A 26,020-nucleotide genomic window follows, 5' to 3' on the forward strand; every position below is an offset into this window, starting at 1 on the left:
TGACGCCGGGAACGGGTAGCGTGGAGGCCAAGCCGTTTACCCTCGTAAAAGTCGGGGTCGCGCCCGAACAAAACCGACACGGTTCGGTTCGGGGTCAGCAGGCTGCTGCAACAAGAGTAAGGATGCTTTTCCCGCATGATCTCCGTTGAAGAACACCTGGCCGCGGTGCTGACCCGCATCGCTGTCCTCCCCCCGTCGACCGTCCCCATCGACCGGGCTCACCGGCTCACCCTGGCGGAGAACGTACGCTCACAACACGATATTCCCCTGTGGGATAACTCTGCCATGGACGGGTACGCCGTTCGACAGGCCGATGTTGCGGGGACCTCCGCTGAGCAACCCGTAAGCCTCGAGGTGGTGGCGGATATCCCCGCGGGGTCTTCTCTCACACCGACTTTAGAGAAGGGTCAGGCCGCGCGCATTATGACGGGCGCACCCGTTCCCGCGAGCGCCGACGCGGTCGTGCCGCTTGAGCACACGGAAATCACACCCCACGACCCGGGCACGCGCACGCAAACTCCGGGCACACACACGCAAACTCCGCACACCCAAAGCCCGGGCACGCGCATCCTCGTTACCACGGAGCCTCGCCCGGGCGCCCACATTCGCCGAGCGGGTGAGGACACCCGGCGGGACGAGACGGTGGCGTCGCGCGGCGAGGTACTGACCGCCGAAAGGGTTGCCGCCATCGCATCCGCCGGTGTTGGAAGCGTATCCGTGCATCCTCGGCCCCGAGTCACCGTGATTGCAACGGGCAGCGAGCTTGTTGCCCCCGGCAAGCCGCTGGCACACGGGCAGATTCCCGACTCCAACTCTCTCTTGATCGCGGCGCTTGTGACCGCCTGCGGAGCTGAGACCGTTGCGACGCTGCGCGTCCCCGACGATGAGCGGGCGCTGCGGCTTGTCCTCGACGAGTCCGCCGCAATCTCCGATGCCGTTGTGCTCACGGGTGGCGTGAGCGTTGGTGCCTACGATGTGGTGAAAGCGGTTCTGGCCCCCACGGGCTCCGTCGACTTTGTGCGCGTGTCGATGCAGCCCGGGAAGCCCCAGGGATTTGGCACTCTCCCCGGGGGCATCCCCGTTTTTGGGCTTCCCGGTAACCCGGTGAGCGCCTGGGTGTCGTTTGAGGTTTTTGTGCGCCCGGCGCTTCTCGCCATGCAGGGACGCGAAGGCACGGATCGCGCGCCTCGGGATGCGGTGGCCGAGATGGGATGGAAGACCCCGGAGGGCCGCACCCAATACATTCCCGTGATTGCCACAACACCCGCCCGGGGACCCTGGACGGTTCGACCCGCCGCCGCGGGAGGATCGGGTTCACACCTGGTGGGTGGGCTGGGGCGCGCCAACGGCTACGCCGTGGTTCCCGCTGAGGTGTCCCGGGTGCGCGAGGGTGACACCGTGAGTGTCATACTGGTGGAATCATGAGTAGTGCACCCTTTACCCACGTAAACGCCTCCGGCGAGGCCCGCATGGTCGATGTCACGGCCAAGACTCCCACCGTTCGCAGCGCCACCGCAACGGGATTTGTGCTCTGCGGGACCACCGTTATCGCGGCGCTTCGCGACGGCACCGTTCCCAAGGGCGATGTGCTTGCGGTTGCCCGAATAGCCGGAATTCAGGGGGCAAAACGCTGCGCGGAACTGCTCCCCCTGGCCCATGTGATCGGCGTGCACGGTGCCGCCGTTGACCTCTCAATTGAGGATGCCGGGGTGCGGGTCACCGCCACCGTACGAACCGCGGATCGCACGGGAGTGGAGATGGAGGCCTTTACCGCCGTGTCGGTTGCGGCACTTGCCCTCGTGGACATGGTCAAGAGCCTCGATAAGTCGGTGAGCATCACCGATATTAAACTTCTTCGCAAGACCGGCGGAAAATCCGGTGATTGGTCACGCGAAGACGCCGGTGATTGGTCGCACCAAGACGCCTCAGGTTGAGGGAGCAGGATGATGGCGGGCAGAGAAGCCGAGGAGGACAGCACATTTTTACGCTCCCTCGATGCCATCGTTTTGACCGGTGGCCGTGGAACTCGCTTGGGTGGGGTGGCCAAGGCCGAGCTGCGCGTGGGAGGAGCCCGGCTCATCGATACGGTTCTGGGGGCCGCGTACGCATCCGGAAGCGAGCGTCTCATCGTTGTGGGGAGCCGCAAGGTCGCTCCCGCAAGCTTATCCGTGCTTCACACTCGTGAAGACCCCCCGTTTGGCGGACCGGTCGCGGCGCTTGCGGCCGGTCTCTCGCTCGCCACGGCAGAGTGGGTGCTTCTGCTCGCGGTTGATCTTCCCAGAGCGGCGGAACTGTGTGACCTTCTCTTGCAAGGAGCCACGGCCCGGCATAATGCGACCCAGTACCCCGCTAGCACGCTCGAGGCCGCAACCCAGGCAACCCCAACCCCAACCCCAACTCTAGACCAGACTCCTCCAGCCGCAGCCCAGGCTCCCTCACTCGCACGCGGAAGCATAAACCAGGAGTCCCCCACCACAACAGAGACAGCCCCCGAGGCCTACATCGTGCGCGACGCTCATGGAATGCTCCAGTGGTTAGCGGGCCTTTATCGCACGGAACCGCTCCAGCTGGCCATCGAAGCGTCGCTAGCGGATGCCGGTGGCAACCCCTCGGGACTCCCCCTGCGCTCTGTTGTATCGCGGCTTCGAATAGCGGAGGTCCTTGATCAGACCGGGGCATCCGCCGATATTGATACCGAGGACGACCTAGTTTCAGCAAGGGCTTACACCGCAACAAACCCCCGCAGCAAAGGAGAACACCGTGAGTGACACCAAACACCTTCCACCGGAAGCCCTGAACGCGTGGCTGGCCGCGCTCGCCACCGAATTGGGGCTGTCTACCGACGAGGTCTCAATCCCCGTGGTTCTTGACGTGGCGAGGGACGTCGCCCACGGCGTCGCCCGCCCTGCCGCCCCGCTCAGCACCTTCCTTATGGGGTTGGCACTGGGCCGCGCACAGAGCAGTGCGCACGGAAGCGCAACGGCAACCGCGGAATCACGCACACAGGATCTGCGAGAGATAGCCGAGACCATCACGCAGCGTGCGAAGTCTTGGACCCCAGACAACGGCACAATCAAGGGAGAATAACGATGGTACACGTCAGACTGTTTGCGGGAGCAGCGGAGAGCGTGGGCGCGGAAGCCCTCACGTTGGGCGCACAAACCCTCGGAGAACTCACCAGGCTGCTCTCGGCTGATGGCGGGCGGGAGGTTCAATCCGTGCTTGAACGCTGCAGTTTCCTGGTGAACGGCGTCAGAAAGAGCGCTCCCGAAACACCGCTCGCCGCGGGGGCGACGGTTGATGTGATGCCCCCGTTCGCGGGAGGATAAACTACCCAGCCATCGATAACGGCGTTCTTTCCTGCCTCCGCCTGCAGATCTGAGGGCGTGCACAACTCCGAGGGAGATAACCTCACAGCCTCAACCACCTATCGCGTTCATCGGTCGATCGGGCTGCAAAAATCCCGGATCGTTAATGCCGTGTCCCGGCAGTTTACCCGTGATACAGCGACGCATGAGGGCCGCGATATCCTCGTCCGTGGCCCCACCCCTCACCAGTGGAATCAGGTTGGACTCCGTGCGAGAAAAAAGACAGTTACGTAGCTGGCCGTCTGCGGTGAGGCGAACCCTGTCGCACGCGTGACAGAACGGCGCGGTGACCGAGGCGATCACACCCACGGTGCTTTCCGTGCCGTTCACGTACCAGAGCTCGGCGGGCGCCGCCCCACGCTGCGGCACCGGTGTGAGCGTGAACCTGGCGCGCAGGCTCTCCAGTATCTCCTCGCCCGACACCATCTCGACGCGTGACCACGTGTGTCCCGCGTCCAGGGGCATCTGCTCGATAAAGCGCATCTGGGCGTTATTCTCGAGGGCAAATGCCACCAAGTCGGCAAGCTCATCGTCGTTCACCCCTCGCATCGCCACCGCGTTAATCTTGAGCGGCGCAAGGCCGGATAGACGAGCAACCTCAATCCCGGCTAAAACCTCCGCGAGTTTATCCCTGCGCGTGAGTTCGTGAAACCGATCACGACGAAGCGTATCCAGGCTAATATTAACCCGCTGCAGTCCTGCCGCAACCAGGTCGTCCATCAGCGCGGGAAGCCGGATGCCGTTTGTGGTCATTGCCACACCAAGCGGCCCCGATTCCCCCTCAATGCGGGCTATTCGGCGAACAACATCAACGATGTCTTGGCGCAGCAACGGCTCGCCTCCCGTGAGCCGTATGCTCGTGATCCCCAGCGACGCGGCAACACGCACCACCCGTTCAAGCTCATCGCTGGTTAGGATGCTCGACTTGGCTAGCCAGGGAACCCCCTCCTCGGGCATACAGTAGGTGCAGCGGAGGGAACACTTATCGGTGAGGGAGATGCGCAGGTCACGATGAACCCGACCAAAACGATCAACCAGCCCGCCCTTATCCGCCGCGGCACCCGATTCTTGAACCGCTGTTTCACTCAGCCGAACGTACTCGACCGCCGAGCCCGGTCGGCGAGTAAGGGTGAGGGGAACCGGCCCGCGGGAGCCTCCAGCGCGAGGAGAGTCACAAACGGTCATGAGAGTCCCACCCAATCGTGTGTGCCGTCCGCCCGATGCTGTTTTTTCCACACGGGTAGCTCGGCTTTGATCGCCTCGATGAGTTTCCGGCTTACCTCGTAGGCTTCCGCCCGGTGAGCGCTCGACACGCACACGATGACCGCCAGGTCACCCACCTCAAGGCGTCCCACCCGATGGCTTACCGCAACGAGGATTCCGTTCGGAACGATACGCTCTACCAGGCCGCGCAACACCTCCACCGCCGAGGGGTGGGCACTGTATTCCAGCAGGGTGACCGGCCCGGTTACCGCGGGGTCGTGATCCCGCACCCGTCCGATGAAGGTCACCACCGCACCACTGTGCGGAGAATCCACAGCCTCGAGGTGACTCGCAAGATCGAGGGGGGTATCGCTGATGCGCAAAATGGTCATTATTATCCGTGGTCTCCGCCGCTGAGCTGATGGTCGAGGTGGGGAAGCAGAGGAAGCAGCACACGCAGGCCACTAGCGACGGCCTTGGGCGAGCCCGGGAGATTAACAATCACGGCGGCACCCAAAAAGTTAGCAACGCCCGAACCCTCACCGGCTCTCGAACCCTCACCAACTCTCGACCTCTCACCGAAATTCACGGAACCGTGTTCCCCTGAAACGTCGCCCGTGGGAACTCCCCTCGCAACACCGGCGATGCCACGCGAGAGCGCGGCAAATGGAGTCTGCGTAAGACCGTCAATCCGAATAGCCTCGACGATGCCGGGAAGCTCCGTGCTGAGAAAGGGGCGGGTTGCTTCAGGTGTGAGATCGCGAGGTGAGACGCCGGTTCCCCCCAGGGTGATCACAAACCGTGCCCCCTCGGCCAGCGCCTCACGCAACGCACGAGAAACGGTCTCCAGGCCGTCGCTTACCAGGCGGAGCGGCTGCACCTCATATCCCGCGTTCTCTAGGTGAGAAACAGCTAGGGGACCCGAAACGTCGTCACGAATCCCGGCCGCACCTCGATCGGACACCGCGATCACTGCAACCCTCGGTGGCTGCGGCAAAACGGTGACGTCCATGCCACTAACAATAGTCGTGAACGGTCGGCTTCTCCACGCGCAACGGGATTTATATAGCAAATATTTCACAACTATAATTGCACAAACAAAAAGAAATAATCTAATTGTTGGATTATTTTTCAACGTAACGTACACTAATCCACAATGATCATGCTCCGTTCCTATCGGTAGCGCCCACAAATTACGATCAAGGAGGATCTTCCGTGTCAAAAAATAGAGCCGTCGCTTACAAGGGTCCCGGCGAGGTTGAGGTCATTGACATCGACTACCCCACGTTTGAGCTCAAGGAGGGTCCCGGGGTAAACCCCGCCAATGTGGGCCGCAAGGTCCCACACGGTGTTATTCTCAAAACGATCGCCACAAATATCTGCGGATCGGATCAGCACATGGTTCGAGGGCGCACCACCGCCCCCATCGATCTGGTGCTTGGACACGAGATCACGGGAGAGGTTGTTGAAACCGGGCCGGACGTTGAGTTTATCAAGGTCGGCGACATCGTCTCCGTGCCCTTTAATATCTCCTGCGGACGCTGCCGCAATTGCAAGGAACGCAAGACCGGAATCTGTCTCAACGTTAATCCGGATCGCCCGGGCAGCGCCTACGGCTATGTAGACATGGGTGGCTGGGTGGGCGGACAGGCCGAGTACGTTCTGGTGCCCTACGCGGACTGGAACCTCCTCAAGTTTCCCGACCGCGACCAGGCCCTCGAAAAGATCATGGACCTCACGATGCTCTCCGATATTTTCCCCACGGGCTTCCACGGGGCCGTCACCGCCGGGGTGGGAGTGGGATCAACCGTCTACGTTGCGGGAGCCGGTCCGGTAGGACTTGCCGCGGCAACGGGAGCACAACTACTCGGCGCCGCCGTGGTTATTGTCGGGGATATGAACGAGCAGAGACTCGCCCAGGCCCGCAGCTTTGGCTGCGAGACAATCGACCTCACCAGGGGAGAACCCTCCGAGCAGATCGAGCAGATCCTGGGGATTCCCGAGGTCGACTGCGGCATCGACGCGGTGGGGTTTGAGGCGCGCGGTCATGGGCAGGGCTCGGGACAAGAAGCCCCCGCCACGGTGCTCAACTCCCTCATGGACATTACCACGGCAGGAGGCTCTGTGGGCATTCCGGGCCTCTACGTCACGGGAGACCCGGGCGGGGTAGACATCGCAGCGCAAAAGGGTTCCCTCTCGCTCAGCCTCGGCACCGGCTGGGCTAAATCACTGTCGTTTGCAACCGGCCAGTGTCCGGTAATGAAGTATCACCGCGGCCTCATGCAAATGATCCTGCACGATCGGGCCCACATCGCTAAAAACGTCAACGCTCAGGCAATCACGCTTGAGGATGCGCCCCGCGGATACGCCGAGTTTGACGCGGGTGCCGCCACCAAGTTTGTACTCAACCCCAACGGGTATCTCGACGGCAAATAACGGGTCCCCGCATCCTCAACAACACGCCGAAATCTCCTCGTTAGGCATATCCGTGCCGGAGCGAGCGGATTCCTCTCTCGATGTGAAACTGGGTGTAGGCCGCAACAAATCCGTGGGCCTGCACCCGTGTTTCCTCGCTGTGAACTTCAGCCTGCTCCCACTCTCCCGCCAGGAGGGCCGCCAATAAAGCCACCGCTTCCCCCGGGAGACGCGGCGAACCGGGTGGCGCGCATTCATCACACACGGTTCCCCCCTGCTGCACCGCCAGGGCAACGGTCCGTCCCGCACCCCGTAAAACCTCCCGACCGCAGCGCACACACTCGGCAAAATTGGGGGCCCATCCGGCAAGCGCGAGTGAGCGTAGAAGGTAGGAGTCGCGCACAAGCCCCACCGAATGCTCGCCTCGAGATAGCGAGCGCAGGGCGCCAACCAGAAGCATGTACTGCTGCCGTGCGGGTTCTCCGTCGGTGAGCTTTTCGGCGGTCTCAACCATAACGTTTGCCGCGTGATACGCGTCGTAGTCGGCGGCTATCTGAGCGCCGTATGATCCAAGGGTTTCTGCCTGGGTGACGGTGTCCAGGGTACGTCCCTCGTAAAACTGCACATCTGCGACCATAAAGGGTTCGAGCCGGGCACCAAATTTCGAGGCGGTGCGACGTACCCCCTTAGCAACGGCCCGTATCTGACCGTTATCTCGGCTGAGCATCGTAACTATTCTGTCGGACTCCCCTAGTTTATGGGTGCGCAGCACGATGACTTCATCACGATACAGCATGGGCATGTATCAATTATCCACCCAAGTACGAGAGAATTAGTGAGTGCTTAACTCCAGCTTTTCGGTCCCCCTCTGGGGCGACATGGTCGCGGTCGGAATTGGTAGCCTCCAGGGTGCCATGTTTGCCGCGGGATTTAAAAAGATAGACCTGCTGGGGATTTCTATTATTGGCGTTGCAACGGGGTTGGGCGGGGGTCTTCTGCGCGACCTGCTTCTCGGGGTCACTCCCCTGGCGTTCCAGAGCAATCTGTACCTGATCACCGCCACCCTTGCGGCCCTGGTGGGTATGCTTTTGCAGCGCATCTTTACCCGTCTGGATCCCGTGATTACGATTTTAGATGCCGTCACGATCGGCCTGTTTGCCGCCATTGGAACAACCAAGTCACTGTCCCTAGGGCTTCCCGTTGTTCCCTCGATTTTTATCGGGTGTATCGCGGCGGTTGGCGGGTCTATACTCCGGGACATCTTTATTAATCTTCCCATCGCGGTGATGCACGTGGGATCTTTCTACGCGGTGGCACCGATCGCGGGCTCCGTCATCCTGGTGGGCTGCCTCGTCATCGGACAGCCGGTAGAGATTGCAGCCCTGGTGTGTGTTGTGGTTACCACCGTGATTCGTCTGCTCGCGGTTCGCTACGGCTGGAGCCTGCCCGAACAGAAAGCGCTGAGCCTCGTCCTGCGTCGACCCCGCCAGGGAGATGGTGACGCACCAATTGTACCCAAGGGCAGCTCGCGCCCTCTCTCGCTACGCCGTCGTCGCCCCGGGGAAGCACCACACACGGGTTCCACCTCCACTCGTGCCCACACGTCCACCATCCCGGTGATCCGCCCCACCACCACAAGCATCTCGATCGTCCGTGCTAAACACGAGCAGCGGCAGCCCCACGACCAGCCGAAAGACGCTACACCCGCCAAGCGCAAGAAACCAAGAACTCCCAAAAATGACTAAATCCTGGTTATGAGCCGCAGCCCCTGCGTCGCATCCACGCCGATCATGTCATCACAACAATCGTTGGAACGTCGCTGATTGCGCGCGACACAGCTCCACAGTGTCGACCACCTCACCATTAATGAAATAAGCCTCAAACCAGTTGACAGTCGCTTATTTAGATGTTAGAATTTTTTCTTTAGTCGCCATAACTCGCATCCAATTTAATGGGGATTTGCTTGAGTTGCCACTGAGCGCGCGACACTCACATTCGTAAGAAAGGACAGCGTATGTCTGCCATAAATAACACAATAGAAAATCACTCGATACAGTTGCCCGAAATAGTGGACGAGGTAAAAAGCTTCCCCCACCACGGCGACTCCTACACGTTTACAGCGATCAGCCCCGGTGTGTGGCTCGTCTACATTGCAAGCCATCCCGAGTATAGGGGCACCCTGCTCCGGCGTGGCGATGTCTTTGACTACACGGCCAAAGACATCGTGAATGGAACCTACCATTTCCACCTCAGGGGGACGTCGCTACAAGAAATTTTGGGCTTCATCTAAACGAGCGGACCGTACCGTTTATCCTTTGCGGAGTGCCTGTTTACACCACGCTCTGAGACCTGCAAAACTCTCATTTCCTGACAGATTTCCAATACATACACAGCACCTCCACAGACTTTCCTCAGCCTTCAATTGACACGACAAGTATCCTGTTGTAGCAGCCAATTTTAATAAGGCCTGCTCAACCCCCCGACCCCCTGAGGACATAACTCGTGACGAAGAATAAAGGACAGAGCACAAAGCAGCTTCGTGAGGAACGACGCCAAGAAAAGCTGACGGAGTTCCGTAAGCAGCAGGCCCGCAGCAAACGAAACAAAAAAATCGGCGTTGGGGTTGGAATTACTGCCGGAGTGCTTGTCGCCGGACTTATTGTTGGTGTGATCGCCACCTCGCTTAACGCTCCCACTCGCGACGAAATCGCAATCGAGGGCGTTGACACCTACGCAAACCTCACGAACAACCACGTGACTGGAACCGTAAACTACGAGCAGGATCCTCCGGTTGGTGGCGACCACAACCAGTACTGGCTGAACTGTGGCGCGTACACCGAAGAGGTGCCCACAGAAAATGCCGTTCACTCGCTTGAGCACGGTGCCGTGTGGGTTACGTACAACAGGGACCTCCTATCGGAAGACGAGGTGCGAGAGTTGCGCAGCAAGCTCCCCAGCTCCTATGTCATCCTTTCGCCCCGCTCCGATCTGCCCTCCCCCATCGTCATGAGTGCCTGGGGTGCACAGCTCCAGCTCGAAGAGGCATCGGACAGCCGTATCCAGCCCTTCCTTGATAAGTTCTGGCGCTCACCCGCAGCCCCAGAGCCCGGAGCATCCTGCACCGGAGCAATCGACGGTCCCGGCAAAGACTCCTAGTCCATGTCGTCTCGCGCGCTTCGTCTTGTTATCGCAGCGTCCATCACGGTTTTTATTGTGGTGGTCGTTGCGCTAATCGTGGGTCGGGCAACCTCCCCCACGGCAAATGCAACACCCGGAAACCTGAGTGCGGATGCCGGATTCTCTCGTGACATGCAGTTTCATCACGATCAGGCCGTAGAGATGGCCCTGATTATCCGTGACAACACCGATGACGAACAGATTCGCAGGCTTGCCTACGATATTGCAACCTCGCAGGCTCAGCAATCGGGTCAGATGTTTGGCTGGCTCGCCTCGTGGGGTCTCCCCCAAAATTCCTCCCAGCCCCAAATGGAGTGGATGGCAGATTCGGGTCATAAGCACGACACAACAACCCTGGTGGGAAGAAACCCAGGTCTTATGCCGGGTATGGCCTCCGCAGCCGAAATCACCGAGCTGACCAACCTGCGCGGTGTGGAGGCAGAGCGCCTCTTTCTCGATCTGATGATTGAGCACCACCGCGCCGGAGTTGAGATGGCCGAGGCGATTCTTGAGCGCACCCAGACCGAAGTTGTTCGAAACCTGGCGCAGGCGATCGTTACCGCACAGTCCGGGGAAATCGTCTATATGAACGAACTTCTCGGCGCTCGCTCCGACGCGTCTTTCTGATCGAGATAAAGACTATTCGGTCGAGGCAAGAGCCACCCGGTGTGCTCGCGTATGCTCCAAATAGTTGGCGGAGTTCTCCCGAAGAGAGGCCTTCTCTTCGGAGGTAAGCTCTCGCCGCACCCGTCCGGGCACCCCGGCAACAAGTGTGCCCGGAGGCACAACCGTTCCAGCAAGAATAAGCGCCCCAGCGGCGATGAGCGATCCCGCTCCGATCACAGCACCGTTTAGAATAGTGGCGTTCATGCCAATGAGCGCCCCGTCTTCAACGGTTGCCCCGTGGACCACAGCATTGTGTCCGATGGATACGTCGTTTCCAATAAGTACGGGGAACCCACGATCAACATGCATCGCAACTCCGTCTTGCACGTTGCTGCGAGCACCTATACGAATATCCTCATGCTCGGCTCGTAGCGTTGCGTTGTACCACACGCTCCCCTCTGTGCCGATAAAAACTCTTCCCACCAGCACCGCACCCGGGGCCACCCACGCTCCATCCCCCACCCGGGGCGCAGCTTCTGTGGAGAGGGCAATAACTCGTGCATCTGCGTGGACACTCATTCAAACTCCTTATGATGTGGACTCTACATAATTTTTACACAGCGGAAGGGGTGTGCAAAAGGTGTACTCTCCGCATCCAGAGCACGGAAGACCAGAGGGTTTTTCCGCCGTGCCAGCCTCCATGACAGAATAAACTTTTAGCCCTAGTATGAACATACTATGGTGTCGTCACAGAAGAACCCGGCTGAGAACGTTGCCCCGGTCACCAACCCCATAATGACGCAAAAACAAATAATATTTGTTGTTATCGGGCTGATGATGGGAATGTTTCTGAGCGCGCTCGACCAAACGGTTGTGAGCACCTCCATGAGAACTATCGCAGACGATCTTGACGGCCTGAGCCTTCAGGCCTGGGTCACAACGGCCTATCTCATCACAAGCACGGTGACCACCCCTATCTACGGCAAGCTTTCGGATATATTTGGGCGCCGCATTTTCTTCATCTTGGCGATTGTTCTGTTTATTACTGGATCAATTTTGGCGTCTCTCTCGGCAAGCATGTACCAGTTGGCCATTTTTAGGGCATTTCAGGGGATTGGTGCCGGTGGTCTCATGGCCCTCCCCCTCGCGATCATGGGTGACATCATTGCCCCGCGACAGCGCGCCAAGTACCAGGGTTACTTCTTGGCAATGTACGGGGTCGCCAGCGTTATCGGTCCGATACTGGGCGGATTGTTTGCAGGAACACCGCATATTTTCGGCATTGCCGGTTGGCGCTGGGTATTTTTAATCAATGTTCCCATCGCGATTGTGGCGATCATTGTTGTTATTGCCCTCCTGCGCTACCCCTTTGTGAAACACCAGTCACGGATCGATTGGTGGGGCGCCGCAACCATCGTTATCGGCGTGGTCCCGCTTCTCCTGGTCGCCGATCAGGGGAGGCTCTGGGGGTGGGGCTCCCCGCTCTCTCTGCTGTGCTACACGATCGCAGTGCTCGGCATCACGGCGTTTATCCTGCGGGAGAAAAAAGTTGGCGAGAGCGCGCTGATTCCCCTCAAACTTTTCCGTCAGCCCACGTTTCGCATGGCAACCATCATCAGCGTACTGGCCGGGTTTATCCTGTTCGGTGCGATGCAATTGGTACCGCTTTATCTACAGATTGTTAACGGATCAACACCCACCCAGGCTGGCCTCCAGATGCTTCCCCTTATTGTGGGAATGATGGTGGCCACGATCACCACCGGCCAGATCATTGCCTACACTGGTAAATATCGGGTTTTCCCCATCCTGGGTACTGGAATGGCAAGCCTGGGTTTCGGAATCTTACTAGCCCTCACCCCCAACCGCCCCCTTCCCATCTTGTTCACAGGGATGGTGTTTGTTGGCCTCGGGCTGGGCCAGCTCATGCAAACGCTCACCATCTCCGCACAAAATTCGGTAACCGGCAAAGACATGGGGGTCGCCACGTCCTCGATAACCTTCTTCCGCCAGATGGGGGCAACCCTCGGAACCGCCGTGATCTTCTCTGTCATGTTTAGCCGTATGCCCACGACCCTGTCAGAGGCCTTTAAAAACCCCTCTCTGCAGGCCCAGGTTAAAGCGGCAATTGCCGATCCAAAAGTTACAGAGAACCCGGCCAATGCGGGCATTCTCAAGGTTCTTCGGGAGGCTGAGGAGCAGGGAGGCGGCTCTGTAAGCTCTAGTCTCGACGGTGACACCTCATTTCTTACGGGAGCAGATCATCGTCTCGCCGAACCCTTCATCGTGGGCTTTAACCAGGCGGCTCTCACCACTTTTGCCGTGGTTCTGGTTGTTGCCCTGCTTGCCTTTGTGCTCGCCTGGTTCCTCAAACCGGCTCAGCTTCGCGAGCACTCCTCACTCCAGGAGCAGGTGGATGAGGAAAGAGCAATCTGGGCGGCACAGGCCGCCGCCGCACACGCGGGCACACCCACAATCGCAGGGCAAGCATCCCCGATTCTCGAACCCGAGGGGCCGGGCAAAGCCTCTGACAAGTCTGAACAGGACAGAGCCTAACCCTCCCATTTTTCTGCCCGTATTACCTCCCGACGCTCCCCACCAGAAACGGCCTTACTCAAGCGGCGGGGTTCGCGGGGGTACCGTGCGGCGGGCGCCTGTTGCCTCAAATGCCGCCGCTATAGCAAGAAGCCGGTTATCATCGTAGGCCCGACCCGCGAAGGTCAAGCCAACCGGCATCCCGATATCCCGCATTGTCCCCAATGGAACAGTGACCGTGGGGATGCCCAGGTGCCGCGGAACCAAATTCCCATTTGCCACCCACACACCGTTTAACCAGCCGTGGTCAGCAGATTTCACGTTGACATCCATGTCTGCTCGGCCCACATCAGCCACGGCAGGAAAGACGATCGCGTGCAGTCCCAGCGTGTCCATCCACTCGTCAAGGTCTATCCTGCGGGTCTCTTCAAGACCACGAATCCCCTCCTCCAGGTGTGGCATGTCGGCAAGGGACAGAGCACCCTTTTCCCGTATGATGCGGGGATAGTGTGCTATATCGTCGCTAGAATCGAGGTAGCGATCTGGCAGCGCCCCCTCCGGGCGCGGAAAAATCGTGGCCCCATCAACATCCACCAGGCTGTGCAGGCGGGGATCGGCGTTTGCCTGCAGAAAATCTTCCCAGGACCACGCAGCTAGATCGTTCAGTTCCTGGCGGAGGTACTCGGGACTCACAAGACCCCGGGTGAGAACGGTAGGCGCCCCGGGACGGTCGCCCTCATAACGCGAGACAGCGGGAAAATCCACCGGAACGACCTCTGCCCCAGAGGCCTCGAGGTCACGCCGAGCGGCTTCCCATAGCTCAATGATTGATGCCCGCGTCTGAATGCGCGTTCCGGTCGGCCCTCCGATACCGGCATTTTGAGCGGTTCCGGCCTCCGGGTCGGCGTTGATATACATGCGGGGAACACCAATTCTTTTGCCCGCAAGATAGGCCCGAGCCGTTTCCACCGTGTCGGGGGCCAACCCCAGATAGGATTGCGGACGGATCTCGGAGGCCCGGGGGATCTTAATCCAGGGCTGGGTGCGCCAGAAATCGCCACGGGTCTGCTGATCATCGGCCACGATCACGTCTAACAGTTCGAGTAGATCACTCATTGTTCTGGTGTGCGGAACCACAACATCCATTGTGGGTACCAGCGGCCAGTTTCCGCGCACCGAAATCACCCCCCGAGAGGGTGTATAAGCGCAGAGTCCATTGTTCGAGGCCGGGGCTCGCCCGCTCGACCAGGTTTCCTCACCCAGACCAAACGCTGCAAAGCTTGCGGCCGTTGCCGTTCCCGACCCGTTGGAGGATCCCGACCCGAACGCGGCGGTAAGGTATTCCGCGTTATAGGGACTCTCAGCTCGCCCGTATAACCCACGCTGCATCCCACCATTTGCCATCGGGGGCATATTGGTGAGGCCAATCAAAATCGCTCCCGCCTCGCGCAGTCGTTCTATGGTGTACGCATCACGCTGAGCAACCAAATTTTTGAAGGCGGGGGAACCGGCAGCGGCCGTAAGTCCCCGAACGAGGTAGCTATTTTTTGCCGTGTAAGGAATGCCCTCGAGGGGGCCACGCGTTAGGCCGCTCGCACGACGCTTGTCGGAGGCACGCGCTTCGTTTAGCACGTCAGAGTTCATCACCACCAGGGAGTTCAGCCTTATTCCAGAGAAGTCGTAGGCAGCGATCCGTTTCAGATAGGCCTGAACGAGCTGTTCGCTCGTCACCACCCCCTCGTTCAGCGCCTCGCGTAGCTGCTGAATTGACGCCTCCACCACGTTAAAGTGCTTCATCTTAGTTGACCCTGTTCCTCACTGTTCATCGTTGAATCGATCCGTTCTCTGGCGGATGTATGCCTCGCTTTAAATCCTAGACGAAGACCACGCTACCTCACTTATCAATCAGAAGATGTTGAATAAACACACCGTCGCTCTTCACAAAACAAATGATGACCAGTATCCTAAACCTAGTAATTATCTATCTAATAGTTAATTTAAAAAAATATCCGTTTCAAACACCAACACAAACTGTGCCTCCTGGCACGGTTACACTACTCAAGGAAGAGACACAATGAAAAAGGTACTCACCGCTATCAGCTCTCTCGCCGCCGCTCTGGGACTTGCCCTATTACCGTCAACCCCCGTTTTGGCCCTCCCCCACATCACTTTTTCCACCACCACCCACACCGAGTCCCAGCAGGAGATCAACCGAATCATGGAAATGAACCCCGGTGGAGTTCAAACCGCCTGGAACGAGGTTTCCTGGGACAACGGCGAAATTGTACTCACACTCGCCGAGCGGAACACCCGGTCGGCCCAGTTTGGGTGCGGCTCCGGCCTCTACTGCGTGTATGCCGAACCCGCCGCTCAGGGAATGCGAATCAATTTCAGCACGTGCAAAAAGAACAACTCAGTTACCGTTTTACCGAGCGTTCGTTCCATCGTCAACGCCACCGCAAATCGGACGATAACCGCTCACAACGGAAACTCACTCCTTCTGACCGTATTTGCCGGGAGCCTCAAGAACACAACCTCAAAGGTGACAACGGTGAGTTGCTCATAAGCTTTTAAAAAACTGTGGGCGCCGTTCCCACCCGGAACGACACCCACAGAAACACAGCTGTCTCTATTTCTTGTGGCGCCAGGCACCAGCGCCTTCCCCTGAGTCGGGGTCTTTTGCGCCGTCCATCACGGGAAAGATACCGTCAACACGATTGGGAGTCTCCGGCGCGGGCTCGTTAGGATCCAAGTGCTCAGGGGTGTGCGGATGGTCAGCCGGATAGTGAATAGGTTCAACCGGAATCTCCCGCAAAACCTTTTCTCCGCGTGGTTTGGGTGCTTTCCTATCTGCACTGTGATCATGATTTTTTGTCATGATTCCCATCTCCTCTGGTTGTTTATCATTCGCCTCACCCACAGGCTCCCCCGCTACTATTGAGGAGACCCTACGTGAGCTGCAGCTAACCACAGACTATTGCCCATAGGCCGCTAAGGCAATGTTTCTGGCAAAAATCGACAGAGGCTCTTTATATCGCCCTAGGCAGCAGGCTTATTGTGAACGACCGTGCCCTTGTCCGACCAGGGAAAATCAATCCAACGATCGGTTTTACGCCACACATAGTTGGGCTGGATAATCGTTCCAGGCTTCGAATAAATCGTTACGCTGCGAACTTCTTCGCAATGAGATCGCAAAAGTTTTACCACCAAATCGAGCGTACGTCCCGAATCGGCAACATCATCCACCAGCAAAACACGCTTGCCGGCAAGAGAGCCCGTGTCTAGGAACGGAGGGAGCACCACGGGGGCAGCCAGGGTCTCCTCAATGTCCGAATAAAACTCAACATTAATTGAGCCGCAGTTTTTGGTACCGAGCGCGTAAGAAATCGCACCCGCGGGGATCAAACCACCGCGAGCAATGGCCACAACAACATCAAACTCGTACCCATCCTGGACGATATTCGTCGCAAGCTCGCGAGCGGCAAAGCCAAATTCTTCCCAGCTCAACACCTCCCGACCCTCATCGTTAACAGTGGGTGATTCAAAGCGAGTGTTATCAGAAGTCATCCCTCTAATCTACAGTCACTTCAGTACGAGAAAAACCAAAATAAAATACTTCGGAATAACCTAGCCGCAATATGGTTAAACTCTGTGGGCATTAAAATGCCGGGCACACCCGTCTTTATAAATTCAACGAATTTTTCTTCTGACACGGTGGGGGTGTGCTCCTCCCGAGATACAAAAGACAAGAGAGAAACACAACATGAACGCAGACGCCACGGCTACCCGCAACGCACAGACCAGCGCACCCATCCTGGGGGTGCTTGCAGAGCGCTGGAGCCCTCGCAGCTTTGACCCGTCCGCAACTATCGACGAGAGCGCCCTCACCTCGGTGCTTGAGGCTGCTCGTTGGTCTCCTTCCGCGTACAACAGCCAGCCCTGGCGCTACATCGTTGCCCGTCGAGGAAGCGAGACTTTTAACACCATTCTGAGCAACCTCAGCGGGTGGAACCAGAGCTGGGCGGGTAACGCCTCCGTTCTTATCGTGACAATCGCAACAACCTCCGATGCTGAGGGCACAGAGCTCCAGTGGGCAACCTACGATCTCGGACAGGCCTCAGCCCACTTCTCCGTTCAGGCACACCACGAGGGACTCCACGTTCACCAGATGGGCGGGATCATGGCTGACGAACTGCGCAGCGCTTTCAACCTCCCTAGCAACCAGACCCCCGTAACGGTTCTTGCCCTGGGAACTCTTTCCACCCCCGATAACCTGGCAAACGATGTGCTTCGCGAGCGGGAAACTGCTCCCCGCGAGCGTCTCCCCCTCTCCGAAATACTTATCGTCAACGACTAATTTCACTCATGCCCGACATCGCCGTACCTCGTATAGGTGTTACCGGGTCATAAAAACTACACTTATAAGCGGTCTGGCCGCGCCCTCGGTGAGACGGGCGCGGCCAGACCCTTTTTATCCCTACTAAAATAGCGCTTAGAACCAAATACTTTAGCTAGCCTAAAAATAGCTATATACTGTCGTTTGACCCCAAAAATCATAGAAAGAACTCTGCATGGTTCACACCGATCAACGTCCCAACACCGATATCAATGCGGACGATCGACTCTCTCCTCGGGACAGGCTTGTTATCGCCATCCTTCTCGTCTCCACTTTTGTGGTGGTCCTCAACGAGACCATTATGAACATCGCGCTCCCCCGACTCATGCAAGATCTGGGGATCACAGCAAGCTACGGACAATGGCTCACAACAGCTTTTCTTCTCACAACCGCTGTGGTGATCCCCGTCACCGGTTTAATGCTCAAAAAATTTAACACCAGGCCCGTGTTCATCACCTCAATGACCCTCTTTAGCCTAGGTACCCTCATCAGCGCCACATCGTTGGGCTTTCCCATGCTGCTCGCGGGCCGCATCGTTCAAGCCGGCGGAACCGCGATCATGATGCCCCTACTCATGACAACCGTCATGACCCTGGTTCCCCCAGCATCTCGTGGAAAGCTCATGGGAAGCATCACAATTGTCATCTCAGTGGCGCCCGCGCTCGGCCCCACCGTATCGGGAATTATCCTGAACTATCTCGGGTGGCGATGGCTCTTTTGGCTTGTTCTTCCCATCGCACTCGCAGCTCTCATTTTTGGTTCCCTGCGCATACTCAACGTGACACAAACAGAAAAAGTACCCGTCGATATCCTCTCAATCGTCCTCTCTGCGGTCGCGTTTGGCGGTCTGGTTTACGGCCTTAGCTCCTTTGGCGAATCCGCTACTGGAACATCACTGGTTGCCCCCTGGATACCGCTATCGATCGGCGCCCTCACCATGGTGGTCTTCATCATGCGGCAGCTCTCCCTGCAAAAAAAGGACAGCGCCCTGCTTGACCTACGCACGTTCAGTTCCCGTATGTTCAGCCTCTCAATTATCATGATGGCAATCAGTATGATCGCGCTGTTCGGGACGGTTATCCTTCTTCCCATCTACATGCAGAATGTGCTCGGCCTTGAACCCGTAGCCGCCGGAGCGCTCCTCCTCCCCGGTGGTCTCATCATGGGGCTACTCGGCCCCATAGTTGGGCGCATCTACGATAAAAAAGGCCCCCGAGTGTTACTGATTCCCGGTGCAAGCATCGTGAGTGCTGTGTTGTGGGGAATGACCACGCTGAACGAAACTACTCCAATCTGGTGGGTTCTCACACTGCACATAAGCCTCAGTATTGGACTCGCCCTCATGTTCACCCCGCTTTTTACCACGGGCCTCGGATCGGTAAAGCCAGCTCTCTACTCATATGGCAGTGCGATCTTTGGCACTGTACAGCAGGTTGCGGGTGCTGCAGGAACCGCGCTCTTTATCACCGTCATGACCCTACAGGCGGCAAACCTCCATGCCTCAGGATCCGAAACGGTGCACGCAACGGCCGGCGGCATTCACGCCGCCTTCATGTACGGTGGCGTACTATCACTTTTTGCTCTCGCTACAGCATTCTTTATCAGAAAACCCGATACCGTTGAAACAGAGGGAAAAGACTTAGCTGAGGAAGTACTTCCCAGCTAAAGAAAACGCCTCAACAGACGATCACGCAAATTCTATATACAATTACGGAATCTGCGATAAAAAGGGCACACACATTCCCTTGCCACAATATATACTGACCGCAACGATAAGAAAGAAACGGACCACTATGGATAACGTCGATCGCAAAATCATTTCCCTCCTTGAAAAAGACGGCCGACTGTCGAATGTAGATCTGGCCGCTCAAGTAGGTCTCACTCCAGCCCCGTGCCTGCGTCGAGTTAAAAAACTTGAGACCGACGGGGTCATCATGGGATATCACGCACAGATTAATCCCCAGGCTTCACAGCGAGGATTCGACGCCAGCGTAAACGTTACTCTCAGCACCCAAGACCGCAAAAACATGGACAAGTTCGAAGAGGCAGTTCTTGCGTTTAATGAAATCGTAGAGATTCGACGAATGTTTGGCACGCCCGACTACATCCTTCGAGTCGCGGTGGCCGATCAACAAGCATTTGAGGATTTCCTCACAAGCGACCTCATGGCGCTGCCGGGCATTGCCACTGTGGAGTCACACTTTACAATGAAAGTTATCACCCGCGGTGAAGAACGCCTCTCATAGGCTGCTCCAGGTAACAGAGTAATTATTGTGGCCGCCGAACCGATACTCTCGGACAATCTGGTAGTAAGCGTTAGGCCGTAGTGCACAAAAACGTTGATAAGGATGGGCGGGTTATTCCCACCTCTCGAACCCTTACAGGCCACAAAATTGGCATCGTGCATCCCGGACTTCAAACGGTGAACATCCCTATCACAGCGGTTCAGGAGCACAGCCTCTCTGGGAAAATCACCTGGAGCCTGCTGTGTGGAGAGCAATTCGGTAGGTCATAACCGCATCACCATCGAGACTTTGATGTCTCATTGGCCCCCGCATGGATAGAACCTGAGGGGAGAGACGCTGAGCGTCTCTCCCCTCCAACAAGATTTGACCGGGCGGGGAGGGCGGGCAAGCGAGGAGCTAAATAGGTCAACTATTGAACCCTTGTCCCGGGGCTCCGCTCTATTTTCGGATGCGCTTCTCCCTCACCCGCATGTTGAGCACAATGGGTGAACCCTCAAAACCGTAAACCTCACGCAAGCGCCGAATTATGTATCGACGATAACCGGGATCAAGAAAACCCGTGGTGAAGAGCACAAAGGTGGGTGGTCTGGATGCGGCCTGGGTGCCAAAAAGAATGCGGGGCTGCTTACCACCGCGCACGGGGTGTGGGTGGGCCTGTACAAGCTCGGCAAGAAAAGCGTTGATCTTTCCCGTGGGGATGCGTTTATCCCACGATTCCAGGGCTGTTTCCAGCGCCGGCACAAGCTTCTCTATGTGTCGGCCGGTGCGGGCCGAAATATTCACACGAGGAGCCCACGAGACATGAGCGAGATCCTGCTCAATTTCACGTTCCAGATACCTGCGACGCTCATCATCCAGCATGTCCCACTTGTTAAAAGCAAGAACAAGCGCGCGGCCAGACTCCAAAACCAAATCGATAATACGCACGTCCTGCTCGCTGATCGGCTGGGACACATCAATCAGTACAACCGCAACCTCGGCCTTTTCAAGGGCCGTACTGGTTCGAAGTGAAGCGTAGAAATCTGCACCCTGCGCCATATGGACACGGCGGCGAATTCCAGCGGTATCCACAAAGGTCCACACCTTACCCGCCAGCTCAACCTGCTCATCGACCGGGTCACGAGTGGTACCCGCCAGGTCGTTAACAACCACACGCTCCTCACCGGCGGCCTTATTCAAAAGACTTGACTTACCCACGTTGGGACGTCCCAGAATTGCTACGCGCCTCGGGCCGCCCACCTGTTGTTTGGCAACTGCGGATTGCTCAGGGAGCTTTGCCATCACCAGATCAAGAAGATCGGCAACTCCGCGTCCGTGAAGAGCTGACACCGGATGGGGCTCGCCCAGGCCAAGCGACCAGAGCGTCGCAATCTCAAGCTCCTGTTGCGCATTGTCGACCTTATTGGCGACCAAAAAAACGGGTTTGTCCGTTTTGCGTAGCATCCGCACAACGTGCTCATCCGTTGCGGTAGCCCCAACCCTCGAGTCAACAATAAAGAGCACCACGTCACACAGATCGATAGCAACCTCTGCCTGCGCGGCAACAGATGCGTCGATGCCCTTTGCGCCGGGTTCCCAACCGCCCGTGTCCACCAGGCTAAACTTACGTTCGTTCCACTGCGCCTGATACGTAACCCGATCACGGGTTACCCCGGGTACATCCTCCACAACGGCCTCACGACGGCCAAGGATACGGTTCACCAACGCCGACTTACCCACGTTGGGACGCCCCACAATCGCCACCACAGGAAGTGCGGGGAGGTAAGTGACCGTATCAACGTCCTCGTCTGCGACCGCGAGAATACTGATATCTGCGTCATCCAGATCATACTCTTGAAGCCCCGTACGCAGTGCTTCCGAGCGCTGCTCAGCTAATTCTGCGTCCAGCGCTGCGAGACGCTCATTCGCTTCACTATCCGGGTCAAGAGGATCTACAAAGCCCTCCGAATCGGGCACGGTATTATCGTTTGTCATGCTTTCTCCTTTACCGTTTGCTCCCGGATCACAGCGATCACAGCATCCACAGTCTCGTCAAAGTTGAGGGTTGTCGAATCAATCAGCACCACACCCTCAGCGGCATTCATAAAATCAACAACTCGAGAGTCCGCCCTGTCTCGAGCGTGTAGCTGCTCCGCGGTTTTCTTTGCGGAATGAGAGCCAGGGCTCTGCTCCGCAAGCTCTGCGTTGCGGCGGAGTGCGCGCACCGTCTCGTCCGCGGTCAGGAGAATACGCACCGATGCGTCGGGAAACACCACGGTTGTGATGTCCCTGCCTTCAACAATAACCCCGGGCATCCCCGAGTCGGCAACAATAACGCGAAACATTGAGTTAAAATGCTCTCGAACACGGGCAATACGAGCCACGGCGCTGACGTCCGAACTCACCTCGGGACGTCGGATCGCCATCGTTGCATCCGTGCCGTTCACCACGACGCTCGGCGTTTCAGGATCGAGCGTTGAGGCGTAATGAAAATCTTCAACCAGGGCGCAGACCGCATCCGAATCATCTTTATTGATGCCCCGCTCACCTACCAACCAGGCCAGGGCGCGATAGGCGGCTCCCGTATCAAGATAGCCGTACCCTAATTGCTGAGCAATCTTGCGGCTCACGCTCGACTTTCCGCTTCCCGCTGGACCATCAACGGCCACAACAATGGGTTCGGTCCCCGAATCAGCACTCTTATTTGTACCCGTCATAGTCCGGCTATCCTCCATCCACGAGCCACAAGATCTGTGATAGCGCGTTGCTTCACCTCTGGGACAATCGATATCTCCGCAAAACCAATCTGCGCCCCCGGCGAGTGCTCCAAGCGTAAGTCCTCCATGTTAACACCGATCTCGCCTAGGTCGGTGAGTAGGTGTCCCAGCGTACCGGGCTTATCATCCACCATCACGGTAATACTTTCAAAGCGATGATTCTGGCCGTGCTTACCGGGCAACCTCGACACACCAATATTTCCCGCAGCAATGGTGTCGGCGATCACGCGTCGCGCACCGGGAGCCGGATCAGACTCGACATCCTCGGCCTCAAGGGCCTCTATCACGGTGCCCAAATCTTCTTTGAAACTGCGTAGGATGGCCACCACCGGTTCGGAATTTGCCCTCAAAATTTGTAGCCACAGAGCGGGGTCACTCGATGCAATCCGCGTTGTGTCACGCACCCCCTGACCCGCTAACATGACGGCGGTGTCGGGAGCATCAATCAAGCGAGTCGCCAGCAGACTGGCAATAACCTGAGGAACGTGTGAGACAAGCGCCACCGATCGATCGTGCTCCTGCGGGGTCATTTCAATGGGTGTGCTCCCGAGATCAAGTGCTAGATCCTCCACCAGGCTTAAGGCCCACGCGGGTGTTTCTTCGTCGCGGCAGATGACCCACGGTCTTCCATAGAAGATATCGGCGCGGGCCGAGGTGGCCCCACCGCGCTCACGCCCGGCCAGCGGATGCGAACCAATATAGTGAGTGAGATCAACCCCTCGCGATACCAATTCGTGAAAAGGTTGTAGTTTAACACTGGCAACATCAGTCACCACCGCCCTTGGGAAGTGCTGAAGCTCTCTCTCAATGATGTCGGCAGTCACATCGGGAGGGACACACACCACAATAAGCGCGGGAACATCCGTGTCACGGTGCTTGCGACCCGCCCCGTAGTCAACCGCCAGCGCCAGCGCTGAAGGGGAGGCATCTGCAAGCGTCACGTCGATTCCTCGCCCCCTCAGGGCCAATCCGACACTCGTGCCCAAAAGTCCCGTCCCCACGATGCGCACAGGTCCGCGAAGTCGCGTTGATAGCTCTGAATCTTTCATCGCTTCTCCTTTACATACTGGTTGTGAGTGGGATCTGGGCGTGACATAAGCCAGGAACTATTGCGCGGCAGACTGCGCAGCCTGACGAACAAGAGTGAGTAGTTCTCCCTGCTCTACCTTAGTCAATTCACGCATCTGTCCCACACGTAGTGTGCCCAGGTGAAGAGGCCCAAATTGTCGCCGCACTAATTCTTCTACCGGGTGACCAACACTGTCAAGCATACGACGCACAATCCTGTTGCGCCCGGAATGAAGGGTAATCTCGATAAGGGAAAACTCTCTACTAGTACCCTTCTCGATCAACCGCGCCTTATCGGCCCGAATAGGCCCGTCTTCAAGGTCGATACCGCTTTTCAAAAGATTCACAGTCTGCGGGGTCATAACCCCCCGAACCTTAGCCACATAGGTTTTGGACACCCCAAAGGAGGGGTGCGACATCACGTGTGTTACCTCACCATCATTGGTGAGAACAAGCAGTCCTGAGGTGTCGTAATCAAGACGCCCCACGTTATGGAGGCGCTGTTCATACTGTACGGTAAACTCACGCAGGTCGCGACGCCCCGCCTCGTCTCGCAGGGTACTCACGACGCCACGTGGCTTGTTCAACATAAAGTAGCGTTTAGAAACGTCAAGCTGCACCGCCTTGCCGTCCACGGTAACACGGTCGTTCTCGAGGTTTACACGACGCCCCATCTCCTCCACGACCCTGCCGTTAACCCTGACCCGGCGCTCGGAGATCAGGATTTCTGAGGCTCGCCGCGAAGCCACACCCGCGGCAGCCAACGCTTTCTGCAGCCTTACCCCGTCGGCACGACCCTCTGCCGCGCCCCCTTCGGAAGCGCCAGACACACCTTGATCCTGATCGTTATTATCGTAGGTCACCATCAAATCCTTTTGCGCCGTCGTCGAGTAGCGGTGATATGGGAGGGAGTTCATCAAGAGAGTTAATTCCCAGGTGACTCAGAAGCAGATCCGTCGTACCGTACAGAATAGCGCCAGTCTCGCCGTCTGTGGTGACCTCTGTTATGAGACCACGCCCCAGCAGGGTTCGCACAACAGAGTCGACGTTCACCGCACGAATTGAGGCGATCATGCCCCGACTGATCGGCTGCTTATACGCAATTACGGAAAGAGTTTCCAGAGCGGCCTGGGACAGTTTGCTCGGATTATTGGTGTGGACAAACTCGTTAACCAGATCGTCATAGGCTGCCCGCACGTAAACGCGCCACCCCCCGCCAATCTCACGCAGCTCAAACCCGCGTTCAATCGCCCCCTCAGACACGCCGTCGTAATCGGCCACCAAACGCTCAATAGCTTTACGAACCGTTGCAACGGGTGTGTCCAGGGCCGTCGCAATGCTCACCGGACTCTGTGGTTCGTCCGCGACCATCAAGATGGCCTCCACGGCCCGATCGAGATCAACCGTCATAGTCTGCTCCCAGATTGGCTAGGTCATCATCCGACCAATCATTATCTGTCCAACGGAGAATGAGCTCTCCGAGCGGTTCAAGCTGTTCAAAGGTTAGGGAGGCCACTCGATAGAGTTCCAGAACCGCAAGGAAACGCGCAACAATAATACCCCGCTCCCCCACGCCCCCAATAATCTGACGAAAACTCACCGGCTCGCCCCCGCGAAGCTGACTCACAACGTATGCTGCTTGTTCCCGAATACTCACCAGGGGTGCGTGCAGGTGAGTGAGCCCTACAGTGGGAACCTCTCGCGGGGTGAATGCAAGAACAGCAAGAGCGGCAAAATCATCTGTTGTCAGTGTCCAGACAAGCTGGGGCGTGCTCTGACGGTATTTCTCTTCGAGGCGCACCGTGCGGGAGTGACGGGCAGACTCAGCAGCCAGCCTCTCCGCAAACCATTCGGCAGAAATTTTAAATGCACGATACTGAAGCAGCCGGGCAAAAAGCAGGTCTCTGGCCTCGAGAAGCGCAACCTCCTCTGCATCAACAACCTCTCCTCGCGGAAGCAGACTCGCAATTTTAAGATCAAGCAGGGTCGCAGCAACCACCAAAAACTCTGAGGCTCGATCTAATTCGTCGGGAGCGTTAAGACCTCGCAGATAGGAAATAAATTCATCTGTCACCCGGCTTAGAGCTACCTCGGTAATGTCGAGTTCGTGTTTACCGATGAGACTCAGAAGCAGATCAAAAGGTCCTTCAAAGTTACTCAAAGACACACGAAAGTTATCATCACCCGTTACGGACTCTTCGGGCACATGGAGGGTCTGCACGGGAGCGCTATCCGCCATGGCACCCCCGCAGC

The 26,020-nt window shown here is 57.6% G+C and carries 29 protein-coding genes; 15 read left to right on the forward strand and 14 right to left on the reverse strand.

Annotated features, from left to right (window positions below):
* The first annotated feature begins 135 nt into the window (after positions 1 to 135).
* From glp to FrondiHNR_RS08840, 5 genes are read left to right on the forward strand one after another with little or no spacing between them, the layout of a single operon-like run.
* Positions 136 to 1,425: a gephyrin-like molybdotransferase Glp gene (gene glp, locus FrondiHNR_RS08820; RefSeq protein ID WP_279352406.1), complete on the forward strand. Its 1,290-nt coding sequence runs from the start codon at positions 136 to 138 to the stop codon at positions 1,423 to 1,425.
* A complete protein-coding gene (gene moaC, locus FrondiHNR_RS08825; protein WP_279352407.1) occupies positions 1,422 to 1,934 on the forward strand; it encodes a cyclic pyranopterin monophosphate synthase MoaC in 513 nt (170 codons plus the stop codon). The genes glp and moaC overlap by 4 nt, the downstream gene beginning before the upstream one ends.
* Before the next feature lie 12 nt (positions 1,935 to 1,946).
* Complete coding sequence (locus tag FrondiHNR_RS08830; protein WP_279352409.1) at positions 1,947 to 2,768, forward strand: NTP transferase domain-containing protein; 822 nt, start codon at positions 1,947 to 1,949, stop codon at positions 2,766 to 2,768.
* Positions 2,761 to 3,087: a DUF6457 domain-containing protein gene (locus tag FrondiHNR_RS08835; RefSeq protein ID WP_279352410.1), complete on the forward strand. Its 327-nt coding sequence runs from the start codon at positions 2,761 to 2,763 to the stop codon at positions 3,085 to 3,087. The genes FrondiHNR_RS08830 and FrondiHNR_RS08835 overlap by 8 nt, the downstream gene beginning before the upstream one ends.
* Positions 3,088 to 3,089: 2 nt before the next feature.
* Positions 3,090 to 3,329: a MoaD/ThiS family protein gene (locus tag FrondiHNR_RS08840; RefSeq protein WP_279352411.1), complete on the forward strand. Its 240-nt coding sequence runs from the start codon at positions 3,090 to 3,092 to the stop codon at positions 3,327 to 3,329.
* A 90-nt stretch (positions 3,330 to 3,419) separates the two neighbouring features.
* Here FrondiHNR_RS08840 and moaA read toward each other — a convergent pair whose 3' ends face one another.
* Genes moaA through FrondiHNR_RS08855 form a run of 3 tightly spaced genes read right to left on the reverse strand, consistent with a single transcriptional unit; the run spans position 3,420 to position 5,583 of the window.
* On the reverse strand, positions 3,420 to 4,553 hold the full coding sequence (moaA, locus tag FrondiHNR_RS08845) for a GTP 3',8-cyclase MoaA (protein ID WP_279352412.1): 1,134 nt from the start codon (positions 4,551 to 4,553) through the stop codon (positions 3,420 to 3,422).
* Positions 4,550 to 4,963 (reverse strand): molybdenum cofactor biosynthesis protein MoaE, encoded by a 414-nt coding sequence (locus tag FrondiHNR_RS08850; RefSeq protein ID WP_279352413.1) that lies wholly within the window; start codon positions 4,961 to 4,963, stop codon positions 4,550 to 4,552. Before FrondiHNR_RS08850 ends, moaA begins: the two co-directional genes overlap by 4 nt.
* A gap of 2 nt (positions 4,964 to 4,965) precedes the next feature.
* Entirely contained in the window at positions 4,966 to 5,583 is a 618-nt protein-coding gene (locus tag FrondiHNR_RS08855) for a MogA/MoaB family molybdenum cofactor biosynthesis protein (protein WP_279352414.1), read from the reverse strand.
* Between the two features lie 203 nt (positions 5,584 to 5,786).
* Between FrondiHNR_RS08855 and fdhA the strand changes: the two genes are divergently transcribed.
* Positions 5,787 to 7,007: a formaldehyde dehydrogenase, glutathione-independent gene (gene fdhA / locus FrondiHNR_RS08860; protein ID WP_279352415.1), complete on the forward strand. Its 1,221-nt coding sequence runs from the start codon at positions 5,787 to 5,789 to the stop codon at positions 7,005 to 7,007.
* Positions 7,008 to 7,047: 40 nt separating this feature from the next.
* Here fdhA and recO read toward each other — a convergent pair whose 3' ends face one another.
* Positions 7,048 to 7,788 (reverse strand): DNA repair protein RecO, encoded by a 741-nt coding sequence (recO, locus tag FrondiHNR_RS08865; RefSeq protein WP_279352416.1) that lies wholly within the window; start codon positions 7,786 to 7,788, stop codon positions 7,048 to 7,050.
* A 37-nt stretch (positions 7,789 to 7,825) separates the two neighbouring features.
* Here recO and FrondiHNR_RS08870 point away from each other — a divergent pair, with 37 nt between their 5' ends.
* The 4 genes from FrondiHNR_RS08870 to FrondiHNR_RS08885 all read left to right on the forward strand — a co-directional run bounded on the left by FrondiHNR_RS08870 (position 7,826) and on the right by FrondiHNR_RS08885 (position 10,790).
* Positions 7,826 to 8,731 carry a TRIC cation channel family protein gene (locus tag FrondiHNR_RS08870; protein ID WP_279352417.1) on the forward strand — a complete coding sequence of 302 codons (906 nt, stop codon included), beginning with the start codon at positions 7,826 to 7,828 and terminating at the stop codon, positions 8,729 to 8,731.
* 269 nt (positions 8,732 to 9,000) lie between these two features.
* Positions 9,001 to 9,276, forward strand: a complete 276-nt coding sequence (locus FrondiHNR_RS08875; protein ID WP_279352418.1) for a hypothetical protein — start codon at positions 9,001 to 9,003, stop codon at positions 9,274 to 9,276.
* A 212-nt stretch (positions 9,277 to 9,488) separates the two neighbouring features.
* Positions 9,489 to 10,142 carry a DUF3105 domain-containing protein gene (locus tag FrondiHNR_RS08880; RefSeq protein WP_279352419.1) on the forward strand — a complete coding sequence of 218 codons (654 nt, stop codon included), beginning with the start codon at positions 9,489 to 9,491 and terminating at the stop codon, positions 10,140 to 10,142.
* Positions 10,143 to 10,145: 3 nt separating this feature from the next.
* Positions 10,146 to 10,790 carry a DUF305 domain-containing protein gene (locus FrondiHNR_RS08885; RefSeq protein ID WP_279352420.1) on the forward strand — a complete coding sequence of 215 codons (645 nt, stop codon included), beginning with the start codon at positions 10,146 to 10,148 and terminating at the stop codon, positions 10,788 to 10,790.
* 12 nt (positions 10,791 to 10,802) lie between these two features.
* On the opposite strand, the gene FrondiHNR_RS08890 is transcribed toward FrondiHNR_RS08885, so the two are convergent.
* Positions 10,803 to 11,348, reverse strand: coding sequence for a gamma carbonic anhydrase family protein (locus tag FrondiHNR_RS08890; protein WP_279352421.1), 546 nt, complete (start codon positions 11,346 to 11,348; stop codon positions 10,803 to 10,805).
* 159 nt (positions 11,349 to 11,507) lie between these two features.
* Between FrondiHNR_RS08890 and FrondiHNR_RS08895 the strand changes: the two genes are divergently transcribed.
* Positions 11,508 to 13,322 (forward strand): MDR family MFS transporter, encoded by a 1,815-nt coding sequence (locus tag FrondiHNR_RS08895; protein ID WP_279352422.1) that lies wholly within the window; start codon positions 11,508 to 11,510, stop codon positions 13,320 to 13,322.
* 54 nt (positions 13,323 to 13,376) lie between these two features.
* Here the strand turns inward: FrondiHNR_RS08895 and FrondiHNR_RS08900 are convergent, their stop codons facing one another.
* Complete coding sequence (locus FrondiHNR_RS08900) at positions 13,377 to 15,098, reverse strand: amidase (protein WP_279352423.1); 1,722 nt, start codon at positions 15,096 to 15,098, stop codon at positions 13,377 to 13,379.
* 277 nt (positions 15,099 to 15,375) lie between these two features.
* Here FrondiHNR_RS08900 and FrondiHNR_RS08905 point away from each other — a divergent pair, with 277 nt between their 5' ends.
* Positions 15,376 to 15,867 (forward strand): hypothetical protein, encoded by a 492-nt coding sequence (locus FrondiHNR_RS08905; RefSeq protein WP_279352424.1) that lies wholly within the window; start codon positions 15,376 to 15,378, stop codon positions 15,865 to 15,867.
* A 63-nt stretch (positions 15,868 to 15,930) separates the two neighbouring features.
* On the opposite strand, the gene FrondiHNR_RS08910 is transcribed toward FrondiHNR_RS08905, so the two are convergent.
* Positions 15,931 to 16,179 (reverse strand): hypothetical protein, encoded by a 249-nt coding sequence (locus FrondiHNR_RS08910; RefSeq protein ID WP_279352425.1) that lies wholly within the window; start codon positions 16,177 to 16,179, stop codon positions 15,931 to 15,933.
* A 161-nt stretch (positions 16,180 to 16,340) separates the two neighbouring features.
* Entirely contained in the window at positions 16,341 to 16,868 is a 528-nt protein-coding gene (locus FrondiHNR_RS08915; protein ID WP_279352426.1) for a phosphoribosyltransferase, read from the reverse strand.
* Positions 16,869 to 17,064: 196 nt separating this feature from the next.
* Between FrondiHNR_RS08915 and FrondiHNR_RS08920 the strand changes: the two genes are divergently transcribed.
* From FrondiHNR_RS08920 to FrondiHNR_RS08930, 3 genes are all read left to right on the forward strand, one after another.
* On the forward strand, positions 17,065 to 17,658 hold the full coding sequence (locus FrondiHNR_RS08920) for a nitroreductase family protein (protein ID WP_279352427.1): 594 nt from the start codon (positions 17,065 to 17,067) through the stop codon (positions 17,656 to 17,658).
* A gap of 214 nt (positions 17,659 to 17,872) precedes the next feature.
* Positions 17,873 to 19,363: an MDR family MFS transporter gene (locus FrondiHNR_RS08925; protein ID WP_279352428.1), complete on the forward strand. Its 1,491-nt coding sequence runs from the start codon at positions 17,873 to 17,875 to the stop codon at positions 19,361 to 19,363.
* Positions 19,364 to 19,490: 127 nt separating this feature from the next.
* Positions 19,491 to 19,943: an Lrp/AsnC family transcriptional regulator gene (locus FrondiHNR_RS08930; RefSeq protein WP_279352429.1), complete on the forward strand. Its 453-nt coding sequence runs from the start codon at positions 19,491 to 19,493 to the stop codon at positions 19,941 to 19,943.
* Positions 19,944 to 20,381: 438 nt separating this feature from the next.
* Here FrondiHNR_RS08930 and der read toward each other — a convergent pair whose 3' ends face one another.
* The 6 genes from der to FrondiHNR_RS08960 are packed head-to-tail and all read right to left on the reverse strand — an operon-like array spanning position 20,382 to position 26,006.
* Positions 20,382 to 21,917 (reverse strand): ribosome biogenesis GTPase Der, encoded by a 1,536-nt coding sequence (gene der / locus FrondiHNR_RS08935; RefSeq protein WP_279352430.1) that lies wholly within the window; start codon positions 21,915 to 21,917, stop codon positions 20,382 to 20,384.
* On the reverse strand, positions 21,914 to 22,639 hold the full coding sequence (gene cmk, locus FrondiHNR_RS08940; protein WP_279352431.1) for a (d)CMP kinase: 726 nt from the start codon (positions 22,637 to 22,639) through the stop codon (positions 21,914 to 21,916). The genes der and cmk overlap by 4 nt, the downstream gene beginning before the upstream one ends.
* Positions 22,636 to 23,748 carry a prephenate dehydrogenase gene (locus FrondiHNR_RS08945; protein ID WP_279352432.1) on the reverse strand — a complete coding sequence of 371 codons (1,113 nt, stop codon included), beginning with the start codon at positions 23,746 to 23,748 and terminating at the stop codon, positions 22,636 to 22,638. The genes cmk and FrondiHNR_RS08945 overlap by 4 nt, the downstream gene beginning before the upstream one ends.
* A gap of 57 nt (positions 23,749 to 23,805) precedes the next feature.
* Positions 23,806 to 24,597: a pseudouridine synthase gene (locus tag FrondiHNR_RS08950; RefSeq protein ID WP_279354520.1), complete on the reverse strand. Its 792-nt coding sequence runs from the start codon at positions 24,595 to 24,597 to the stop codon at positions 23,806 to 23,808.
* Positions 24,598 to 24,616: 19 nt separating this feature from the next.
* Positions 24,617 to 25,177 carry an SMC-Scp complex subunit ScpB gene (gene scpB, locus FrondiHNR_RS08955; RefSeq protein WP_279352433.1) on the reverse strand — a complete coding sequence of 187 codons (561 nt, stop codon included), beginning with the start codon at positions 25,175 to 25,177 and terminating at the stop codon, positions 24,617 to 24,619.
* Positions 25,167 to 26,006 carry a ScpA family protein gene (locus tag FrondiHNR_RS08960; RefSeq protein WP_279352434.1) on the reverse strand — a complete coding sequence of 280 codons (840 nt, stop codon included), beginning with the start codon at positions 26,004 to 26,006 and terminating at the stop codon, positions 25,167 to 25,169. Before FrondiHNR_RS08960 ends, scpB begins: the two co-directional genes overlap by 11 nt.
* Positions 26,007 to 26,020 lie beyond the last annotated feature (14 nt).

This window comes from Lysinibacter sp. HNR, assembly GCF_029760935.1.
Taxonomy (GTDB): Bacteria; Actinomycetota; Actinomycetes; order Actinomycetales; family Microbacteriaceae; genus HNR.

Excerpts from the sequence above, each read along its gene's own strand:
- glp (WP_279352406.1), top strand. The coding sequence starts at position 136 with ATGATCTCCGTTGAAGAACACCTGGCCGCGGTGCTGACCCGCATCGCT.
- moaC (WP_279352407.1), top strand. The coding sequence starts at position 1,422 with ATGAGTAGTGCACCCTTTACCCACGTAAACGCCTCCGGCGAGGCCCGC.
- FrondiHNR_RS08830 (WP_279352409.1), top strand. The coding sequence starts at position 1,947 with ATGGCGGGCAGAGAAGCCGAGGAGGACAGCACATTTTTACGCTCCCTC.
- FrondiHNR_RS08840 (WP_279352411.1), top strand. The coding sequence starts at position 3,090 with ATGGTACACGTCAGACTGTTTGCGGGAGCAGCGGAGAGCGTGGGCGCG.
- moaA (WP_279352412.1), bottom strand. The coding sequence starts at position 4,553 with ATGACCGTTTGTGACTCTCCTCGCGCTGGAGGCTCCCGCGGGCCGGTT.
- FrondiHNR_RS08850 (WP_279352413.1), bottom strand. The coding sequence starts at position 4,963 with ATGACCATTTTGCGCATCAGCGATACCCCCCTCGATCTTGCGAGTCAC.
- FrondiHNR_RS08855 (WP_279352414.1), bottom strand. The coding sequence starts at position 5,583 with ATGGACGTCACCGTTTTGCCGCAGCCACCGAGGGTTGCAGTGATCGCG.
- recO (WP_279352416.1), bottom strand. The coding sequence starts at position 7,788 with ATGCCCATGCTGTATCGTGATGAAGTCATCGTGCTGCGCACCCATAAA.
- FrondiHNR_RS08875 (WP_279352418.1), top strand. The coding sequence starts at position 9,001 with ATGTCTGCCATAAATAACACAATAGAAAATCACTCGATACAGTTGCCC.
- FrondiHNR_RS08885 (WP_279352420.1), top strand. The coding sequence starts at position 10,146 with ATGTCGTCTCGCGCGCTTCGTCTTGTTATCGCAGCGTCCATCACGGTT.
- FrondiHNR_RS08890 (WP_279352421.1), bottom strand. The coding sequence starts at position 11,348 with ATGAGTGTCCACGCAGATGCACGAGTTATTGCCCTCTCCACAGAAGCT.
- FrondiHNR_RS08895 (WP_279352422.1), top strand. The coding sequence starts at position 11,508 with ATGGTGTCGTCACAGAAGAACCCGGCTGAGAACGTTGCCCCGGTCACC.
- FrondiHNR_RS08900 (WP_279352423.1), bottom strand. The coding sequence starts at position 15,098 with ATGAAGCACTTTAACGTGGTGGAGGCGTCAATTCAGCAGCTACGCGAG.
- FrondiHNR_RS08905 (WP_279352424.1), top strand. The coding sequence starts at position 15,376 with ATGAAAAAGGTACTCACCGCTATCAGCTCTCTCGCCGCCGCTCTGGGA.
- FrondiHNR_RS08910 (WP_279352425.1), bottom strand. The coding sequence starts at position 16,179 with ATGACAAAAAATCATGATCACAGTGCAGATAGGAAAGCACCCAAACCA.
- FrondiHNR_RS08915 (WP_279352426.1), bottom strand. The coding sequence starts at position 16,868 with ATGACTTCTGATAACACTCGCTTTGAATCACCCACTGTTAACGATGAG.
- FrondiHNR_RS08920 (WP_279352427.1), top strand. The coding sequence starts at position 17,065 with ATGAACGCAGACGCCACGGCTACCCGCAACGCACAGACCAGCGCACCC.
- FrondiHNR_RS08925 (WP_279352428.1), top strand. The coding sequence starts at position 17,873 with ATGGTTCACACCGATCAACGTCCCAACACCGATATCAATGCGGACGAT.
- FrondiHNR_RS08930 (WP_279352429.1), top strand. The coding sequence starts at position 19,491 with ATGGATAACGTCGATCGCAAAATCATTTCCCTCCTTGAAAAAGACGGC.
- der (WP_279352430.1), bottom strand. The coding sequence starts at position 21,917 with ATGACAAACGATAATACCGTGCCCGATTCGGAGGGCTTTGTAGATCCT.
- cmk (WP_279352431.1), bottom strand. The coding sequence starts at position 22,639 with ATGACGGGTACAAATAAGAGTGCTGATTCGGGGACCGAACCCATTGTT.
- FrondiHNR_RS08945 (WP_279352432.1), bottom strand. The coding sequence starts at position 23,748 with ATGAAAGATTCAGAGCTATCAACGCGACTTCGCGGACCTGTGCGCATC.
- scpB (WP_279352433.1), bottom strand. The coding sequence starts at position 25,177 with ATGACGGTTGATCTCGATCGGGCCGTGGAGGCCATCTTGATGGTCGCG.
- FrondiHNR_RS08960 (WP_279352434.1), bottom strand. The coding sequence starts at position 26,006 with ATGGCGGATAGCGCTCCCGTGCAGACCCTCCATGTGCCCGAAGAGTCC.